The 18,161-nt window shown below is 71.7% G+C and carries 16 protein-coding genes; 8 read left to right on the top strand and 8 right to left on the bottom strand.

Features of this window, described 5'->3' with window-relative positions; translation table 11 throughout:
• Positions 1-11 precede the first annotated feature (11 nt).
• On the top strand, positions 12-515 hold the full coding sequence (locus tag HNR13_RS19750) for a MarR family winged helix-turn-helix transcriptional regulator (protein ID WP_246312820.1): 504 nt from the start codon (positions 12-14) through the stop codon (positions 513-515).
• Between the two features lie 282 nt (positions 516-797).
• Here the strand turns inward: HNR13_RS19750 and HNR13_RS19745 are convergent, their stop codons facing one another.
• Genes HNR13_RS19745 through HNR13_RS19735 form a run of 3 tightly spaced genes read right to left on the bottom strand, consistent with a single transcriptional unit; the run spans position 798 to position 3,238 of the window.
• The gene (locus HNR13_RS19745; protein ID WP_179608489.1) at positions 798-1,793 is read right to left on the bottom strand and encodes an ATP-binding protein; all 996 of its coding nucleotides are present in this window, start codon (positions 1,791-1,793) and stop codon (positions 798-800) included.
• A gap of 10 nt (positions 1,794-1,803) precedes the next feature.
• Positions 1,804-2,469 carry a response regulator transcription factor gene (locus tag HNR13_RS19740; RefSeq protein WP_179608487.1) on the bottom strand — a complete coding sequence of 222 codons (666 nt, stop codon included), beginning with the start codon at positions 2,467-2,469 and terminating at the stop codon, positions 1,804-1,806.
• Between the two features lie 10 nt (positions 2,470-2,479).
• A complete protein-coding gene (locus HNR13_RS19735; RefSeq protein WP_179608486.1) occupies positions 2,480-3,238 on the bottom strand; it encodes a phosphatase PAP2 family protein in 759 nt (252 codons plus the stop codon).
• 145 nt (positions 3,239-3,383) lie between these two features.
• Between HNR13_RS19735 and HNR13_RS19730 the strand changes: the two genes are divergently transcribed.
• From HNR13_RS19730 to HNR13_RS19720, 3 genes are all read left to right on the top strand, one after another.
• Positions 3,384-4,163 (top strand): COG4705 family protein, encoded by a 780-nt coding sequence (locus HNR13_RS19730; protein WP_179608484.1) that lies wholly within the window; start codon positions 3,384-3,386, stop codon positions 4,161-4,163.
• 155 nt (positions 4,164-4,318) lie between these two features.
• A complete protein-coding gene (locus tag HNR13_RS19725; RefSeq protein ID WP_343063634.1) occupies positions 4,319-5,431 on the top strand; it encodes an endo-1,4-beta-xylanase in 1,113 nt (370 codons plus the stop codon).
• 241 nt (positions 5,432-5,672) lie between these two features.
• Positions 5,673-6,338, top strand: a complete 666-nt coding sequence (locus HNR13_RS19720) for a hypothetical protein (RefSeq protein ID WP_179608482.1) — start codon at positions 5,673-5,675, stop codon at positions 6,336-6,338.
• A 6-nt stretch (positions 6,339-6,344) separates the two neighbouring features.
• Here the strand turns inward: HNR13_RS19720 and HNR13_RS19715 are convergent, their stop codons facing one another.
• Both HNR13_RS19715 and HNR13_RS19710 read right to left on the bottom strand, forming a co-directional pair.
• Positions 6,345-7,742, bottom strand: a complete 1,398-nt coding sequence (locus HNR13_RS19715; RefSeq protein ID WP_343063633.1) for an APC family permease — start codon at positions 7,740-7,742, stop codon at positions 6,345-6,347.
• Between the two features lie 192 nt (positions 7,743-7,934).
• On the bottom strand, positions 7,935-8,942 hold the full coding sequence (locus HNR13_RS19710; protein ID WP_179608478.1) for a PHP domain-containing protein: 1,008 nt from the start codon (positions 8,940-8,942) through the stop codon (positions 7,935-7,937).
• A gap of 170 nt (positions 8,943-9,112) precedes the next feature.
• Between HNR13_RS19710 and acs the strand changes: the two genes are divergently transcribed.
• Positions 9,113-11,095: an acetate--CoA ligase gene (gene acs / locus HNR13_RS19705; protein WP_179608476.1), complete on the top strand. Its 1,983-nt coding sequence runs from the start codon at positions 9,113-9,115 to the stop codon at positions 11,093-11,095.
• 7 nt (positions 11,096-11,102) lie between these two features.
• Here acs and HNR13_RS19700 read toward each other — a convergent pair whose 3' ends face one another.
• On the bottom strand, positions 11,103-11,864 hold the full coding sequence (locus HNR13_RS19700) for a FadR/GntR family transcriptional regulator (RefSeq protein WP_179608474.1): 762 nt from the start codon (positions 11,862-11,864) through the stop codon (positions 11,103-11,105).
• Positions 11,865-11,992: 128 nt separating this feature from the next.
• Between HNR13_RS19700 and HNR13_RS19695 the strand changes: the two genes are divergently transcribed.
• Genes HNR13_RS19695 through HNR13_RS19685 form a run of 3 tightly spaced genes read left to right on the top strand, consistent with a single transcriptional unit; the run spans position 11,993 to position 15,149 of the window.
• Positions 11,993-12,913, top strand: coding sequence for a carbon-nitrogen hydrolase family protein (locus HNR13_RS19695; RefSeq protein WP_179608472.1), 921 nt, complete (start codon positions 11,993-11,995; stop codon positions 12,911-12,913).
• An 11-nt stretch (positions 12,914-12,924) separates the two neighbouring features.
• Positions 12,925-14,361, top strand: coding sequence for an APC family permease (locus tag HNR13_RS19690; protein WP_179608470.1), 1,437 nt, complete (start codon positions 12,925-12,927; stop codon positions 14,359-14,361).
• A 2-nt stretch (positions 14,362-14,363) separates the two neighbouring features.
• Positions 14,364-15,149: a nitrilase-related carbon-nitrogen hydrolase gene (locus HNR13_RS19685; RefSeq protein WP_179608468.1), complete on the top strand. Its 786-nt coding sequence runs from the start codon at positions 14,364-14,366 to the stop codon at positions 15,147-15,149.
• Positions 15,150-15,151: 2 nt separating this feature from the next.
• On the opposite strand, the gene HNR13_RS19680 is transcribed toward HNR13_RS19685, so the two are convergent.
• Both HNR13_RS19680 and glgX read right to left on the bottom strand, forming a co-directional pair.
• Positions 15,152-16,012: a serine/threonine-protein kinase gene (locus HNR13_RS19680; protein WP_179608467.1), complete on the bottom strand. Its 861-nt coding sequence runs from the start codon at positions 16,010-16,012 to the stop codon at positions 15,152-15,154.
• Positions 16,009-18,051 (bottom strand): glycogen debranching protein GlgX, encoded by a 2,043-nt coding sequence (gene glgX / locus HNR13_RS19675; protein WP_179608465.1) that lies wholly within the window; start codon positions 18,049-18,051, stop codon positions 16,009-16,011. Before glgX ends, HNR13_RS19680 begins: the two co-directional genes overlap by 4 nt.
• Positions 18,052-18,161: the final 110 nt, after the last annotated feature.

The raw sequence follows: 18,161 nt of genomic DNA, 5'->3' as shown, positions 1-18,161 counted from the left end.
TGATCGCGGCCATGGACAACACGGAGCGGGCGGCGCTGCAGGACAGCACCGCCCGTTCCGGGCCGGCGTCGGCGAACCCGGCCGACGCGGCGATCGCGGCCGTCGAGGAGCAGTTCACGATCCTCTTCAACCGCGTGAGCGCCGGGATGCGCGAGCGCTCCGCCCGCGTGCACCCCGACCTCCAGCCCGTCGGCTTCAAGCTGCTGAACACCCTGGTGCGGACGGGTCCGGTCCACGCGGGCGCCCTGGCGGGCGAGCTCGCGACGGACAAGAGCGTCGTCAGCCGGCAGGTCCGCATCCTGGAGGAGCTCGGCTTCGTGGAGCGCCGCACCGACCCGGCCGACCGCCGGGCCAGCTTCCTGGTCGCGACGCCCGCGGCGATCGAGCGCGTCAACGAGGCGCGCGCCGCCGACCAGGCCCAGCTCTACCGCAGCCTCCGCCAGTGGGGCGCCGACGACGTCGGCCGCCTCGCCGACCTGCTGGCCCGCCTCAACGAGTCGACCCCGATCCGCTAACGGCGCGGGAAGGCCAGGTCGCGCCGCTTCGCCGCCTGGGAGTCCGTATCTCCGGAGATCCCGCGCTCCGCGCCCCGGGTCTCCGGAGCTACGGTCCTTTCCGGCCCGGCTCCGCCCGACCTTCCGGAGTTGCGTGCGGCGTCCCCAACTCCGGAGCTTCGCCGCGCCGCGCCGCCCGGGAGACCGTATCTCCGGAGATCCCGCCCTCCGCGTCCCGGTTCTCCGGAGTTACGGTCATGGCCCGGCCTTACCGAACCATCCGGAGTTGCGCGCCCCGCCCGCTCAGCGGGCCGGCAGCCGCAGCTCGAGCGCGGTCCCGTCCGGCCCGGTCGCAGCGACGCGGACCTCGCCGCCGTGGCGCACCGCGACCTCCCGGACGAGCGCGAGCCCGATGCCGAACCCCGACCGGGAGCGGCCCGCCGTCGCGGCGGAGGAGGGCTCCGCGCGGGCGAACCGGTCGAAGATCCGGGCCGGGTCGATGCCCTGGATGCCCGGGCCCTGGTCGGCGACCGTCAGGTACGCCGCGCGTCCCTCCCGCCGGATGGTCGCCGTCACCACGCCGCCGGCGGGGGAGTGCGCGACCGCGTTGTCGAGCAGCGCCGTCGCGCAGCGCTGCAGCGTCATCGCCGGGACGTCGCTGGCGACCTCGTCCCGCACGTCCAGCCGGACCTCCACCCCGGCCTTCTCCGCGAGCACCCGCAACGAGTCGACCGCGCGCCGCACCGGCTCGGCCAGCGGCACCGGCCCGTCCGACGCGGCCGCCCGCTCGCGCTCGGGGTCCGCCGCCAGCAGCAGGTCGTTCACGACCTCGATCAGCGTGCGGGTGTCGTCGCGCAGCTCGGCCACCGTCGCCGCCGAGGGGTCGTCGTCCGGGAGGCCGCGCTGGAGCACCTGGAGGCGTGCGTCCAGCACGGCGAGCGGTGTCCGCAGCTCGTGGCTGGCGTCCGCGACGAAGTCCCGCTGCCGGCGCAGCGCCTCCCCGAGCGGCCGCACCGCGCGACGCGTCACCACCACGGCGAGCACCCCGGCGACGGCCACCGCCAGTACGCCCACGATGATGAAGGCGATCATCGCGTCCACCGTGTCGATGTAGATCTTGTGCTGGCCGGGCCGCGGGACCTCCTCCAACTCCTTCGGCTGGAGCTGGTCGAGCACGAAGAAGAACGCCACCCCGATCGCCGCGACGACCAGCGCGCCGGACGCGATGGTGAGCTGGAGGCCGACCGTGCGGGACGCGCGGCGGACCTCCTGGAAGTCGACGTCGTCGCGCCTGCTCACCGCCGGCACCTCACAGCTGCCCCAGCCGGTAGCCCTCGCCGCGCACGGTCGCGATGATCTCCGGGTCGGTCTTGCGCCGCAGGTAGTGCACGTAGGTGTCGACGGTGCCGGGCTGCTCGTCGGCCTCGAACACGGCCTCCAGGATGTGCGCGCGCGAGAAGGTGCGCAGCGGGCTCTCGGCCAGCAGCCGCAGCAAGTCCGACTCGCGCTCGGTGAGCTGGATGCGGCCCTCGTAGGGCGAGTAGATGCTGCGGCTCTCCGGGTAGAAGCGCCACTCGCCGACCGGCAGCTCGCGCCCTTCGCCGCTGAAGGTGCGGGTGAGCGCGCGCAGCCGCGCCAGCAGCTCGTCGAACTCGAACGGCTTCACCAGGTAGTCGTTCGCGCCGGCGTCCAGGCCCTCCACCCGGTCCCGGAGTGCGCCGAGCGCCGTCAGCATGATGATCGGCGCGACGACGCGGCCGTCCCGGAGCTTGCCGACGAGCGTCACGCCGTCGATGCCCGGCAGTCGGCGGTCGACCACCATCGCGTCGAAGCGCTCGCCGAGGCCGACGGCGAGCGCGGCCTCCCCGTCGGTGACGCGGGTGACCTCGTAGGTCTCCGACAGCACCTGCTCGATCAGCGGCCCGAGACGCGCATCGTCCTCGACCAGCAGCACGCGCAGTCGGGTGGCCTCCATGTCGTTCAACCTATCGCGCGCTCCGCGGTTCGCGGCGGTCTCGCGGGTCGAGCCCGGGCCCGATCAGCGGGAACCGCTCCAGCGCGGGCGCGATGGCTCGCAGGACACCGAGCACGAGGAGGACCGCCGCCGTCGCGTACACGAGCGACACCAGCACGTCGGTCGGGTTGTGCACCCCCAGATAGACGCGCGAGAACGCGGTGACCAGCGGAGCGAGGATCGCGAACGCGATCAGCGGCCGCCGCAGCCGGCCGTGCCCGAACACGATCAGCAGCGCCAGGGCGAGCGCCACCGCGAAGCTGGTGTGCCCGCTCGGGAAGCTGAACCCGGTGTCCGTGAGGACGTGGTGCGGGAGGTCGGCGGACAGCGGCCGGGGCCTGCGCACGATGTCCTTCACGACGGTGCTGCCCAGCCAGGGGAGCAGGGCGAGCGCCGCGAATGCGAGCGCCGGCCCCAGCCTCCGCCGGGCGATCCAGGTCGCCGCCGAGATCAGCCCGACGATCGTGAGTGCCGCCACCGGCGAGAACAGGACGGAGTCGGTCAGGGTCACGGCGTCGAGGAAGGGGGTGCGGGCGCCCTCGATGGCGCGGATGACGCCGAGGTCCCACGCGGTGACGGCGGGGGAGGCGGCGATCGCGAGCCCGGCGAGGATCACCAGGAGGATGACGGTGAGCGGGAGGACGATGGCGCGCGCGGTCGCGGCGCCCTCCCGGTGCGGCCCCGCGGCCGCCTGCGGCGTGGATGTGCGGCGGGGTGTGGTTGCGGTCATGGATCCTCCTCGACATCCCAGCCTCCGGGCCGCCTCCCCAGATGCCGCTAAGGATCCCCAGCGCGCTCTCAGGATCCGTCTCCGCCCTGGCCCACCGCCCCCGCCTCTCAGAGGATTCTGGGAGTGGTTGCGCCATGCTGTCGGGATGCTCCGCAACAAGGTCCCCGCCGTCACGGCGCTGTTCTGGGTCACGAAGCTGCTCACCACCGCGATGGGGGAGACCACCTCCGACTACCTGGTCAAGAACTACGACCCGGTGATCGCGGTCATCGCCGCCTTCGTGGTGTTCGCCGCCGCCCTGGTGCTGCAGTTCGCCGTGCGGAGGTACATCCCGTGGGTGTACTGGCTGACCGTGCTGATGGTCGCCGTGTTCGGGACCATGGTCGCCGACGTCCTGCACATCGTGATCGGCATCCCGTACCTGGTGTCGACGGTCTTTTTCGCCATCGTCCTGGCCGTGGTGTTCGCGGTCTGGTACCGGACGCAGCGGACGCTGTCCGTGCACCACATCGACACCCGCGCCCGCGAGTTCTTCTACTGGTGCGCCGTGCTCGCGACCTTCGCGCTCGGCACGGCGGTCGGCGACCTCACCGCGACGACGTTCGGTCTCGGCTACCTGGTGTCCGGGATCCTGTTCGGTGTGCTGTTCGCCGTGCCGGGTGTCGCGTACCGCTGGTGGGGCCTCGGCGCGACCGCAGCCTTCTGGATCTCATATGTTCTGACCCGCCCGTTCGGAGCCTCGATCTCGGACTGGCTGGCCGTCTCGCACGCGCGCGGCGGACTGAACCTCGGCACCGGCCCGGTGAGCCTGGTGCTGTTCGCCGGCATCGTGGTGTGCGTGGTGGTCATGACCGTGCGCCGTCCGGCCGACCCCGGGGCCGCGGCGGCCGAGGGACGCGTCAGCGCGCCCATCCCCGTCGACTAGGCGCAACGAGGCGGCCGCGAGCGGCGTGTCCCCTGTCCGCGGGTGAAATAGGTTTTCCAAAACCCTATTTGTCCATTGACACAACAAATCGATCTGGCGAAACTTCACTGCGGACGCCCAAAGCCCGGGCGTCCAAGCATACGAAGGAGTATCGCGTGACAATTCGAGGTCGATTGGTGATCGCCGGCGCCGCCCTGCTCGGGGCGAGCGCACTGTTCGTCAGCCAGGGCGCCGCCGTGGCGGACCCGCACGGGAGCACGGAGCGCCCCTCCCCGTCCCAGTCCACATCCCTGCGCTCTCTCGCCGCGCAGAGCGGGCTGCGGATCGGAACCGCCGTCAACATGGACGCCTTGGCGAGCGATGCGGCGTACAAGGCCATCGCCGCCGGCCAGTTCTCGACGGTGAGCCCGGAGAACGTCATGAAGTGGGACACCATCGAGCCCACGCAGGGCACGTACAACTGGGCCCCCGCCGACCAGCTCGTCGCGTTCGCCCAGCAGAACGGCCAGCTCGTGCGCGGCCACACGCTGGTCTGGCACAACCAGCTCCCGGCGTGGCTCTCCCAGGCACTGCCGTCGATGTCGTCCGCCGACGTGGCGGCGCTGCTGAAGAAGCACATCACCGACGAGGTCACCCACTTCACGGGCAAGATCTGGCAGTGGGACGTCGTCAACGAGGCGTTCAACGACGACGGGACGCTGCGCGACTCGATCTGGCTGCAGAAGCTGGGGCCGGCCTACATCGCCGACGCCTTCCGCTGGGCGCACGCCGCCGACCCGAAGGCGCTGCTGTTCTACAACGACTACAACATCGAGTACACCGGCCCGAAGAGCAACGCGGTGTACAGCTACGTGCAGCAGCTGAAGGCGCAGGGCGTGCCGATCCAGGGCGTCGGATTCCAGACCCACCTCGACACCCAGTACGGGCTGCCCGACCTGCAGAACAACCTGCAGCGGTTCTCGGACCTCGGCCTGAAGGTCGCGGAGACCGAGGTGGACGTGCGGACCACGCTCCCCGTGACCCCGGTGGAGCAGAACGCCCAGGTGGCCGGCTACACGAGCACCCTGCAGGCCTGCCTCGCGGTGCGCAGCTGCCTCTCCTACACGGTCTGGGGATTCGGCGACGCGTACTCGTGGGTGCCTGGCGTGTTCGCGGGCGAGGGCGCGGCGGACATCTACGACGCCAACCTCCAGCCCAAGGCCGAGTACACGGCGCTGCAGCAGACGCTGGCGCTCGCGGCGGCGCCGGCGCGGGACGACCGGCGCTGACGGGTCGACGGGAGGTCTCCGGGGCGCGTTCCCTGGAGATCTCCCGGGTTCCCTTAACGCGAGGCGCTGGTACCCTCGATCGGGTATGACGCCCGCGGACCCCCCTCGCATGCGCGGCCGCCGCTCGGCAGGCCGTCGTGCCGCCGTACCCCCGGCGAGGCGGTCGAGCGCCCGGAAGTCCGCCCGTCCCGCGTCCACCGCGCCGGAGGCATCGCCCTCGCGTCGGCGCGCCCGTCGCCCGTTGCAGCTCCCGCTCCACCACCGGCTCGGCGTCTCCTTCGCGGTGATCGCGCTGGTGTGCGGCTTCTCGATCGTGCCGACCGACGCCGCGCTCGCCGCGACCGTCATCGGCCCCGCCGCCACCGACTCGGACGCCACGACCCTGGCACCAGGCGCGCCCGGCGCCCCGCCCGTGCAGCACCTGCTGGTGGACGCCACGATCGGCGCTCCCGTGGTCAACCGGGACACCCTCGGCGCGACGGACAGCATCCAGAGCCTGTCCCGCATCGGTACGAACGAGTCGTGGGCGGAGCTGGTGCTGATGTTCGGCGGCTGGCCGACGACCAAGCCCAACGTCGACTTCATGCTGCGCTGGATGCGCCAGGAGAACGGCCCGCCGGACTGGTGGAACCGCAACAACCCGCTCAACAACGGCTACGGCTCGGGAGGCGGCGCCGGTTTCGGCAGCTACCCCGACCTGGTGACGGCCGCGAAGTACTGCGCCGAGAACCTGCAGCGCGGCTACCCGGCCGTCGTCGCCGGGCTCACCGCGGGCACCAGCGCGGACGTCACCGCTGCCGCGATCTGGGCGTCGCCCTGGGCGAGCAGCCACTACGGCTACGGCTCGCACTGGAGCACGAGCCCGGTCCAGATCGTGACGGCCCCGGCCTCCGCCTGGGGCAACTAGCGCGACCTAGCGCACCGCCTCCGACGGCGCGCCCTCGCGGGTGATGATCGCGGCGTCGCCGTCCTCGTCCAGCTTCACGCCGAGGCGCTTGCGGAAGGCGCGGGTCAGCACGAGCAGCGTGACGATGCCGATCGCCAGCCAGATCAGGCCATAGGTGAGTGCGTCGAAGTGGAGGTTGGCCCACAGCACACCGGTCAGCAGCATTCCGATGCCCGGCAGCACGATGTTGCGGATGATCTGCTTCGCGCCGTGCACCTGCCGCTTGCGGATCGCGAAGTGGATGATGACCGTCGCGTTCACCATCGTGAAGGCGATGAGCGCGCCGAAGTTAATCATCGACGACACGAACTCCAGCGTGAACGCCGCCGCGAGCAGTGACACCGCGCCGACCAGGAGCACGGCCACCGCCGGCGTGCGGAACTTCGGGTGGACGAACGAGAGCGTGCGCGAGATGCGGCCGTTGCCGTTGCGGGCCATCACGTAGATCATCCGCGAGACGCTGGCGTGCGACGCCAGGCTGGAGGCCACCGCCGCCGCGACCGCGGCCGAGATGAAGAGGATCTGGAAGAAGAGGCCGCCGGTCTTGAGCGCGATCTCCGGCAGCGTGTCGTCGGTGAAGTGGAAGCCGGCCAGGGTCGGGAAGCGCGACTGCGCGAACCACGCGGCGACGAAGAAGATCGCGCCGCCGATCATCAGCGCGAGGACGATCGCCTTCGGCACCGTGCGGGCGTCCTTGGCCTCCTCGGTGTACATCGTTATCGCGTCGAAGCCGATGAAGGAGAAGCAGACGACGGTGGCTCCGCCGATCACGGCGAAGATGTTGACGCCGGCATGGAACAGCGGCGTCAGGCTGAAGGCCGTCCCGGTGCCCGCGCCGCCGTTCAGCGCCGCCCAGGTCAGCGCCACGAACACCCCGATCAGCACGATCTGGAACGCGACCAGGATGCCGTTGACCTTGGAGGTGGACGACATGCTGAACAGGTTCATCGCCGTGATCGCCGCGACGTAGCCGACCACCCAGATCCAGCCGGGCACCTGCGGGAAGAACGACTCCAGGTAGAGCCGGACGATCAGCGCGTTCACGAGCGGCAGCAGCAGGTAGTCGAGCAGCGACGACCAGCCGACCAGGAAGCCGACGTTCGGGTGGATGGTCTCCGACGCGTAGGTGTACGCCGAGCCCGCGGAGGGGAACACGCGGGTCATCCGGCCGTAGCTCACTGCGGTGAACACCATCGCCACGAGAGCGAACAGGTACGCGGACGGGACGACGCCGTTGGTCTCACCGGTCACGATGCCGAACGTGTCGAACACGGTCATCGGGGTCATGTAACCGAGGCCGAGGCCGACGATCGCCCAGAGGCCGAGGGACCGTCGCAGTGCGGTGGGGGCGGGGTTGGTGGACACGCGAGCTCCTTCGCTGCAGTCGGGGACGTGCCATAGTAAGCCCACTCCGCGACGAAATCCGAATCGACAACGACGGATCGCATACCACATCGGGCGATTTCGCCACGGAATACGTGGTGATTCGGCGTTTCGAGCGCCGATTCCGATAGTCGGCGGAATCCCCGGATCGGGACGCCGACGGCGGCTCGCGCGCTACTTCGCGAGCCACTCCCGCAGCCGCGGCAGCGGCCAGGTCGTCACGATGCGCTCGGCCGGGACGCCGTTCGCCGCCGCCCGCGCCGCGCCGTAGGCGAGGAAGTCGAGCTGCCCCGGCGCGTGCGCGTCCGTGTCGATCGAGAACAGGCAGCCCGCGTCGAGGGCGCGCCGGATGAGGTCGTCCGGAGGGTCCTGGCGCTCCGGGCGCGAGTTGATCTCGACCGCGACGCCGTGCTCCGCGCAGGCCGCGAACACCGCGTCGGCGTCGAACTCGCTCTGCGGGCGGGTGCCGCGCGAGCCCTGCACCAGCCGTCCGGTGACGTGGCCCAGCACGTTGGTGTGCGGGGCGCGGATGCCGCCCAGCATGCGCGCGGTCATGGTGCGGCTGTCCGCGCGCAGCTTGGAGTGCACGCTCGCGACCACGACGTCCAGCCGGTCGAGCAAGGCGGGGGTCTGGTCGAGCGTGCCGTCCTCCAGGATGTCGACCTCGATGCCGGTGAGGAGCGTGACGCTGCCGGTGTCGAGACCGGCGATGACGTCGAGCTGCTCCTCCAGCCGCTCGGCGCTGAGCCCGCTCGCGACGGTGAGCGTGGGGGAGTGGTCCGTGATCGCCTGGTACTCGCGGCCCAGCGTGGCGGCGGCCGCGGCCATCACCTCGATGGGCACGGTGCCGTCCGACCACTCGGTGTGGCTGTGCAGGTCGCCCCGCAGCTGCGCGCGCAGCTCCGCGCCGCCGGCGTCGAGCGGCTCGGCGTTCCGCTCGCGCAGGTCGGCGAGGTACGACGGGACCTCGCCGTCGACGGCCTGCGAGATCACCTGGAACGTCCGGTCGCCGATCCCCTTCGTGCGCTTGAGCCGCCCGTCGGCGACGCGCGCAGCGACCTCGGCGGTGTCCAGCGGCGCGATGATCGCCGCCGCCTTGCGGAACGCCTGGACCTTGAAGGACGGCGCGAGCTCCCGCTCCAGCCAAAAAGCGATCTCGTTCAGCGCGGCGACCGGTTCCATGCCCACATGCTCCCACCCCGAGCCGCCCCGCGGTCGCCCCGCAGCCATCGCTTCCTCACTTTCTCCCGCCTCCCATCGGCGTGTTGCGGGAGGAAGTGAGGACGCGATGGCGGTTACGGGCGGTTACGCGGGAGGCGGGAGGCGGCGGGGGGCGCGGCTAGCGTCGGAGCGTGAGCGGTGCGATCGAGAACCTGGCGCGCGAGTCCCGCGTGTACGAGCCGAGCCCGGAGTTCGCGGCGCAGGCCAACGTCGGCGCGGAGGTGTTCGCGGAGGCAGCCGCCGACCCCGTCGGGTTCTGGGAGAAGCAGGCGGGCCGCCTGGACTGGGCAGAGCCTTGGCACACGGCCCACACCTGGGAGCCCGCGACGCCGGGCCCCGACGGCGAGCTGAGCGTCCCCCGCGCCGAGTGGTTCGCCGGCGGGAGGCTGAACGTCGCGGTCAACTGCGTCGACCGGCACGTCGCGGCCGGGAACGGCGACCGCGTCGCGCTCCACTTCGAGGGCGAGCCGGGCGACCGCGAGACCGTCACCTATGCCGACCTGCAGCGCCGCGTCGCGCAGGCGGCCAACGCGCTGACCGCCCTCGGTGTCGGGAAAGGCGATCGCGTCGTCGTCTACCTCCCGGTGCTGGTGGAGACCGTCGTCATCACTCTCGCGATCGCGCGCGTCGGCGCCATCCACTCGCTCGTGTTCGGCGGGTTCTCGGCAGAGGCGCTGCGGTTCCGCGTGGAGGACACCCGCGCGAAGCTGCTGGTGACCTCCGACGGGCAGTTCCGCCGCGGCGCCGCGGTGCCGGTGAAGGCCCAGGCGGACACCGCGGTCGAGGGCGTCGACGCGATCGAGCACGTGCTGGTCGTGCGCCGCACCGGCGAGCTCACCCCGGACCTCCCGTGGACCCCCGACCGGGACGTCTGGTGGCACGACGTCGTCGACACCGCGCCGGACGTCCACAAGCCCGAGTCCTTCGACGCCGAGACCCCGCTCTTCATCATCTACACGTCCGGCACCACCGGCCGGCCGAAGGGCGTCGTGCACACCACCGGCGGATACCTCACCCAGGCGTCCTGGAGCCACTGGGCGCTCTTCGACGCGAAGGACTCCGACGTCTACTGGTGCACGGCCGACCTGGCCTGGGTGACCGCGCACACCTACGTCCTGTACGGCCCGCTGTCGAACGGCGCGACCTCCGTCATCTACGAGGGGACGCCGAACACGCCGAGCACCGGCCGGCACTTCGAGATCATCGAGCGCTACGGCGTGACGACCTACTACACAGCGCCGACCCTCATCCGGACGTTCATGAGCTGGTTCCCGGACGGGCTGCGCGCGGCCGGCGACTGGGACCTGTCCAGCATCCGCCTGCTCGGCACCGTCGGCGAGGCGATCAACCCGGAGGTCTGGGTGTGGTTCCGGGAGCAGCTCGGCGGCGGCCGGGCGCCCGTGGTCGACACCTGGTGGCAGTCGGAGTCCGGCGCGGCCATCGTCGCCCCGCTCCCCGGTGTCACCGCGCTGAAGCCCGGTTCCGCGACCGTGGCGGTGCCCGGAGTGACCGTGCGCGTGGCGGACGAGCACGGGGAGGACGTCCCGCGCGGCTCCGGCGGCTCCATCGTGATCGACGGCACCTGGCCGGCGATGTCGCGCACGGTCTGGGGCGACCCGGAGCGCTACCGCGACTCGTACTGGCGGGCCTTCGCCGACCGCGGCTACTTCCTGGCCGGCGACGGCGCGGCCGTGGACGACGACGGCTACCTCTGGCTGCTCGGGAGGCTGGACGACGTCATCAACGTTTCCGGCCACCGGCTCTCCACCATCGAGATCGAGTCGGCGCTGGTCGCGCACCCGTCGGTCGCCGAGGCCGCGGTGGTCGGCGTCGGCGACGCGACGACCGGTCAGGCGGTGGCGGCGTTCGTCATCCCCGTCGGGATGCCTCCGGAGGCGTCGGGCCTGCGCGATCAGGTCGCCCGCGCGATCGGCGCGATCGCCAAGCCGCGCCATGTCGTCGTGGTGGACGACCTCCCCAAGACCCGCTCGGGCAAGATCATGCGGCGGCTGCTGGTCGACCTCTTCGACGGGAGGCCGCTCGGCGACACGACGTCCCTGCAGGACGAGACGGTGCCCGGCCGCATCGCGGAGGTGCTGGCCGGCACGCGCTGACCGCGCCTCAGTCCTGTTCGAGCCCCACGAACATGGTCTCGTGCAGTACCGCCACGTGCCGTTCCGCGAGCGCGACCGCCGTCACCGGGTCCCGCCCGCGGATGGCGGCGGCCAGCGCGGCGTGCTCGGCGTTGACTTCGTGGAGGTACGCGATCGGGTAGGGGATGAAGTACGCGTAGAGCCGCCGCAGGGTCTCCTCGTAGAGCCCGGCCAGCGCCGGGCGCCCCGCTGCGCGGGCGACCGCCAGATGGAAGCGCTCGTCGGCGGCGTGGTAGTCGCTCCAGTCCTGCGCGGACGCCGCCGCCGCGACGGCCGCGTCCAGCTCGGCGAGGTCGTCCTCCGTGGCGGAGACCGCGGCGAGATGGGTCAGTCCCGCCTCGGCCAGGAGGCGCTGGTCGATCAGGCGGTGGACCTGCTCCGCGTCGGCGCGGTAGGCCGCCACGGCCGGGCCTGCGCCGCCGGCGGCCTCCGGGGCCGCCTCGGCCACGAACGTGCCGCCCGAGCGCCCCCGCACGCGCCGGAGCAGCCCCTCCTCGGCCAGGCTCTTGATCGCGCGGCGCGCGGTGATCTCGCTGACATCGAGGGCGGCGGCGATGTCCGCGTCGCTCGGCAGCTGCTCGCCGGGCGCCAGCAGGCGCAGCTCGACGGCCAGCGCGATCCGCGCCCGGACGGTGTCGACGGCGGACAGCCGCGTGATCCCGGCCACGGCGGGTCCCGTCAGTGCGGGCACGGCCGTGTGCGTGAGCGTGCCGGGGGCGTCGCCGGTCATGGCCTCCAGCATAGGGAGATCAGTGGGGGTGGACAAATCCGATCATAATGATCTATTTTATTTCCCAGCACCTTCGCAGCACCGGTGCACCGCCCTTCTCCACCCGTCCCCGACCAATGGAGGTCCCCATGCCGGGTCAGCTCAGCGTCGCCGGCGTCCAGGCCGCACCGCGGCCGATCGGCGCCGAACTCGAGCCCTTCGCCGCCGACGTCGCACGCCACGCGGCCGCAGGCGCCCGCCTCGTCGTCTACCCGGAACTCCACCTCTTCGGAGCCGACCACCTCGCGGCGTCCGCGCGGAACACCGCCCTCGGCGCGTCGGCCGTGGCGCTCGACGGCGAGCTGGTGCGCACGCTCGGCGCGATCGCCGCGGACGCGGGGGTCTGGCTCGTGCCAGGGAGCATCTGCGAGCGCGGCCCGCAAGGCGAGCTCTTCAACACCGCGCTGGCGTTCTCGCCGGACGGCGCGCTCGCCGCGAGCTACCGCAAGATCTTCCCCTGGCGGCCGTTCGAGCCGTACGTGCCGGGCGACCGCTTCGTCGTCTTCGACCTCGACGGCAGCACCGTCGGGCTCGACATCTGCTACGACGCCTGGTTCCCCGAGGTCAGCAGGCACCTCGCCTGGCTCGGCGCCGAGGTGATCGTGAACGTCGTGAAGACCACCACCCCCGACCGCGAGCAGGAGGTCGTGCTCGCCCGGGCCAACTCCATCGCGAACCAGGTCTTCACGGTGAGCGTCAACACGGCCGGTCCGGTGGGCCGCGGCCGCTCGATCGTCGTCGACCCGGAGGGCGCCGTCCTCGCGGAGTCGCCCGGGGACGAGGAGACCGTCCTCGCGCTCGACCTCGACCTCGACCAGGTCGCCCACGTCCGGGAGCACGGCACCGCCGGCGTCAACCGGATGTGGTCGCAGTTCCGTCCAGAGGACGCGGTGATCCCGCTGCCGCTGTACGCGGGCCGGATCGACCCGCGCGACTGGGCCATCCAGTCTCGCGCCGCTCAGTCCAGCCCCCTCCCGAGCACCACCCCCTCCCGTCAGCCTCTCCTGTGAAGGATCCCGGCATGTCCACTGCTCCCGCTTCTGCCGCCCAGCCGTCGCTGGCCCGCACGCTCCGCCTCCCGTCCCTCGTCCTCTTCGGCCTGGCGTACATGACGCCGCTGATCGTCCTCGGGATCTTCGGCGTCGTGGCCGAGACCACCGGTGGCGCGAGCGCGTCCGCCTACCTGGTCGCGCTGGTCGCGATGCTGTTCACGGCCTCCAGCTACGGCAGGATGGCCGCCGCCTACCCCGTCGCCGGCTCCGCCTACACCTACGTGCGCCGCACCATCGATCCGCGGGTCGGCTTCCTGGTCGGCTGGGCGGTGCTGCTCGACTATCTGTTCCTCCCGATGGTCATCTGGCTGATCGGCGCCGCGTACCTGGAGGCGCAGTTCCCCGCGGTGCCCGGCTGGATGTGGATCCTCGGCTTCATCATCGTCACCACGCTGCTGAACATCCTCGGCATCAAGGTCGCCGACCGCGCGAACTACATCCTGATGGCCTTCCAGGTGCTGGTCATCGTCGTGTTCGTCGGGCTCTCGATCGGCTCGGTCGTCGCCCACCAGGGCGCGGGCGGCCTGATCTCCGCCGGGCCGTTCCTCAACCCGACCGCGACGTTCCAGGGCGTGACGGCGGGCGCGGCGATCGCCGCGTACTCGTTCCTCGGCTTCGACGCCGTGACGACGTTCACCGAGGAGACCATCGAACCGCGCAAGACGGTGCCCCGCGCCATCCTGCTGATCGCCCTGATCGGCGGCGTGATCTTCATCCTCGTCTCGTACACGACGCAGCTCGTGCACCCCGGCGGGCAGTTCCACGACGCGTCGTCCGCGGCGTTCGACATCGCGATCACCATCGGCGGCAACGTCTTCGGCTCGATCTTCATCGCGGGCCTCGTCGTCGCGCAGTTCGCCTCCGGCCTCGCCGCCCAGGCGTCCGCCGCCCGCCTGATGTTCGCGATGGGCCGCGACGGCGCGCTGCCGCGCAAGGTGTTCGGCGAGATCAGCCGCCGGTTCCGCTCGCCGGTCGTGAACCTGGTCATCATCGGCGTCGTCGGCCTGGTGGCGATGTTCCTGGACGTCGCGACCTCCACGTCGTTCATCAACTTCGGCGCCTTCGTCGCCTTCACGATGGTGAACGTGTCCGTCATCGTCTACTACTTGCGGCAGCGCAAGGAGGGCGTGCGCCACAATGCGGTCCTCTATGTGGTCCTCCCGGCGGTCGGCGCGATCGTCACCGGCTACCTGCTGACCCGGCTGGACATCAACGCGATCGTCCTGGGCCTGAGCTGGCTGGTGCTCGGCATCATCGTGCTCGCGATCGTGACCAAGGGCTTCCGGCAGCTGCCCCCGGAGATCGCGTACGACGAGGCCGACACCGAAACGACCGCGGCGCCGGCCGCGGCGGCGCCGGTCGCCGGGCCCGCGCCGGAGGCCGCTCCCGCCCCGGCGCGGGAGTGACCGTGCGGCTGGCCCTCGCGCAGCTCGCGTCGGACGACGACGTCGCAGGCAACCTCCGGGCTGTCCGCGACGTCGTCGCGCGCGCGGCGGACCAGGGCGCGGAGCTCGTGCTCCTGCCGGAGTACGCGATGTACGAGAAGAAGATGGTGGACGCCACCTTCGCCGGCGTCGCCGAGCCGCTCGACGGCCGGTTCGGCTCGGCGGTCGCGGAGCTCGCGGCCGCCCGTGGCGTGACCATCGTGGCGGGACTCGTCGAGCGGGCCCCGGAGGGCGACGACCCGCGACCGTTCAACACCCTCGCGGCGTTCGGGCCGGACGGCGCCCTGCTGGCGCGGTACCGCAAGATCCACCTGTTCGACTCGTTCGGCTTCCGCGAGTCGGAGTGGATCGCTCCCGCCCCGGAGCCCGAGCCGGTCGTGTTCGAGACCGGCGGCGTGACCGTCGGGCTGATGACCTGCTACGACCTTCGCTTCCCCGAGCTGGGGAGGGCGCTCGCCGACGCCGGAGCCGGCCTGCTCGCGGTGTGCTCGTCCTGGGTGCCCGGCCCGTCGAAGGTGGAGCAGTGGCGGACGCTCGCGCGGGCGCGGGCGATCGAGAACGGCTGCTACACGGCGGCGGTGTCCCAGTCGGAGCCGATCTCGGTGGGCCACAGCCTGCTCGCCGACCCGCACGGCGACGTGCGGGTGGAGGCGGCCGGCGGTCCGGAGCTGGTGCTGGTCGACATCGACCCCGGCGAGGTCGACGCCGCACGCGAACGGGACCCCGCGCTGCGGCTCCGGAGGCTCTGAGCTCAGCCCGCGACGGTCACCCCGGACGCGGCGATGACCTCCTCGCGGAAGGCCTGCGCCAGCGTCGCGGAGGCGGGCCGCGCCGCCGGGTCGCGGGCGGTCATCGCGCGCAGCAGCGCCGTCCACCCGCCGGGGAGGTCGTCGGGCACGGACGGGTCGGCCTTCAGCCGCGCGAGCGCCGAGTCCACCGCGGTGCCGGGGAAGGCGACCGTGTGCGTGAAGCACTCCAGCAGCACCAGGCCGAGCGAGTAGATGTCGCTCGCCGGCGTCGCTGCCTTGAGCGAGGCCTGCTCGGGACTGAGGTAGGCGGCCGTCCCCGTGGTGGTCTTGCCCTCCTCCTCGGTCTGCGGCGAGGCCAGGATGCCGCCGGCGATCCCGAAGTCGGTCAGCCGCGCGCGGGCGCGGAAGGTAGTGGTGCCGTAGGTCACCAGCATCACGTTGGACGGCTTGATGTCGCGGTGCACGACGCCGTTCGCGTGCACGTACTCCAGGGCCTCCGCGATGTCGTAGGCGATCTCGGAGATCTCCTCGGTGTTCAGGGTCCGCTCGCGGAGGGTGGCGGCCAGGTCGTTGCCGGTGACCAGCTCCATCACCAGGAACGGCCGCGGGTCCGTGGGCGCCGAGTAGTCGATGCCGGCGTCGATGAGGGAGACGATGCCGTGGTGGCTCAGCCGGGCGAGCGCGGCCTGCTCCGTGCGGAACTGCGCCATCTGCTCCTCGGTCGCCGAGCGGTAGAGCTTGATGGCGACCTCGCGGTCGAGCAGCTCGTCGGTCGCCCGGAACACGCTCGCCTCGCCGCCGCGGCCGATGATGGTCTGCGGGCGGTAGCGGCCGAGCAGGGCGGGGATCGGGGTGTCGGTCATGTCCGGGCGGCCGATCGGAACAGCGCGAAGGAGGTCTCGCCGACGATCACGCTCTCGCCGTCGTTCAGGGCGAGCTCCGGGTCGCTGGACAGCTCCAGCTCCCAGTGCGCGCCCGGCGGGTCGGGCAGCACGAACTCCACCCCGTTCTCGGCGGCGTTGAGCATCAGCAGGAACGAGTCGGCGCCCTCGTGCATGAGTTGGAAGGCGATCGAGCGGGCCTCCGGGTCGCCCCAGTCCTCGTCCGCGAACGGCTCCCCGTCGGCGCGCACGATGCGGACCGTGTCCGGGCCGCCGACGTCGGGAGCGTGCCGGTACCACTCGGGCCGGAGGGCGGGCTCGCTGCGGCGGAGGCGGATGAGCACCGCCGTGAAGGCGTGCAGGTCCCAGTCGGCGTTCGCCCAGTCGTACCAGGAGATCTCGTTGTCCTGGCAGTAGGCGTTGTTGTTGCCCTGCTGGGTGCGGCCGATCTCGTCGCCGCCGAGGATCATCGGCACGCCGGCAGAGAGCAGCACGGTGGCGAGGAAGTTCTTGCGCTGCCGGATGCGGACGGCGTTGATGGCCGGGTCGTCGGTCGGGCCCTCCACGCCGTAGTTGCGCGAGCGGTTGTCGGATTCGCCGTCGCGGTTGTCCTCGCCGTTGGCCTCGTTGTGCTTCTCGTCGTAACTCGTGAGGTCGGCGAGCGTGAAGCCGTCGTGGGCGGTGACGAAGTTCACGCTCGAGAGCGGGGCGCGCCGGGAGTCCTCGTAGATGTCCGGGCTGCCGAGCACGCGCTGCGAGAGCGTCCCGAGCACGCCGGGGGTGCCGCGCCAGAAGTCGCGGACGTCGTCGCGGAACTTGCCGTTCCACTCCGACCAGTCGGCCGGGAAGCCGCCGAGCTGGTAGCCGGCGGTGTCCCACGGCTCGGCGATCATCTTCACCCGTGCGAGGACCGGGTCCTGCTGGATGAGCGTGAGGAACGCGCTGTGCAGGCTGGCGTCGCCGCCCTGCCGGGTGAGCGTGGTGGCCAGATCGAAGCGGAACCCGTCGATGTGGTAGTCCTCAACCCAGTACCGCAGCGAGTCCATGATGAGCTGCAGGGCGGCGGGATGGCTGACGTTGACGCTGTTCCCGGTGCCGGTGGTGTCGAAGTAGTGCGCGCGGTCGCCCTCGACGAGCCGGTAGTAGGAGGGGTTGTCGATGCCCTTGAAGCTGTAGGTGGGACCGAGGTCGTTGCCCTCCGCGGTGTGGTTGTAGACCACGTCGAGGATGACCTCCAGGCCGGCCGCGTGCAGCGCCTTGACCATGCCCTTGAACTCGTCCACCTGGTGCCCGGTGTCGCCGGTGGCGGCGTACTCGTTGTGCGGGGCGAAGAAGCCGATGGAGTTGTAGCCCCAGTAGTTGCGGAGACCCTTCTCCTGCAGGTGCGGGTCCTGGACGAACTGGTGCACCGGCATGAGCTCGACCGCGGTGACGCCGAGGTTCTTCAGGTACTCGACGGCGGCCGGGTGGGCGAGGCCGGCGTAGGTGCCGCGGAACTCCTCCGGCACCCACTCCATCAGCTTGGTGAAGCCCTTGACGTGGGTCTCGTAGATGATGGTCTCGCTGAGCGGCGTGTACGGCCGCTCGTGGTCGCCCCAGTCGAACTCCTGCGGGTCGACGACGACCCCGAGCGCGACGTGGCCCTTGCCGTTGGTGTCGCTGCGCCGCTTCGGCCGGCCGAGCTGGTGGCCGAACACGGCCTGCGAGTTGTCCCACGAGCCGCTCACGGCGCGGGCCCGCGTCGGCAGGAGCACCTTCGCGGGCGAGAAGCGCAGGCCGTTGGCCGGATCCCACGGACCGGCGACCCGGATACCGTAGCGGGTGCCGGGGACGAGCCCCGGCACGAAACCGTGGAACACGTGGCCGGTGCGGTTGTGGAGCTCGGTCCTGGTCTCCCGGCCGCGCGCGTCGAAGCGCGACACGTAGACGTTGTCGGCGTTCTCGCTGTAGACGGCGACGTTCGCCCCGCCCTCGACGAGGGTGATCCCGAGCGGATACGGGTTGGAGCCGTCGGCGCTCACTGGGCGGTCCCGCGGACGCCTGCGAGCCGGACGCGGAGCTGTGCGCCGGCCGACCCGGAGAAGCCGGGATGACGAAGCGCAGGCAGGGGGCAGAGCTGGGACACGGTGCC

The sequence above is a fragment of the Leifsonia shinshuensis genome (genome assembly GCF_013410375.1).
Taxonomy (GTDB): domain Bacteria; phylum Actinomycetota; class Actinomycetes; order Actinomycetales; family Microbacteriaceae; genus Leifsonia; species Leifsonia shinshuensis.
This window is presented reverse-complemented; position numbering and strand designations above follow the sequence as displayed.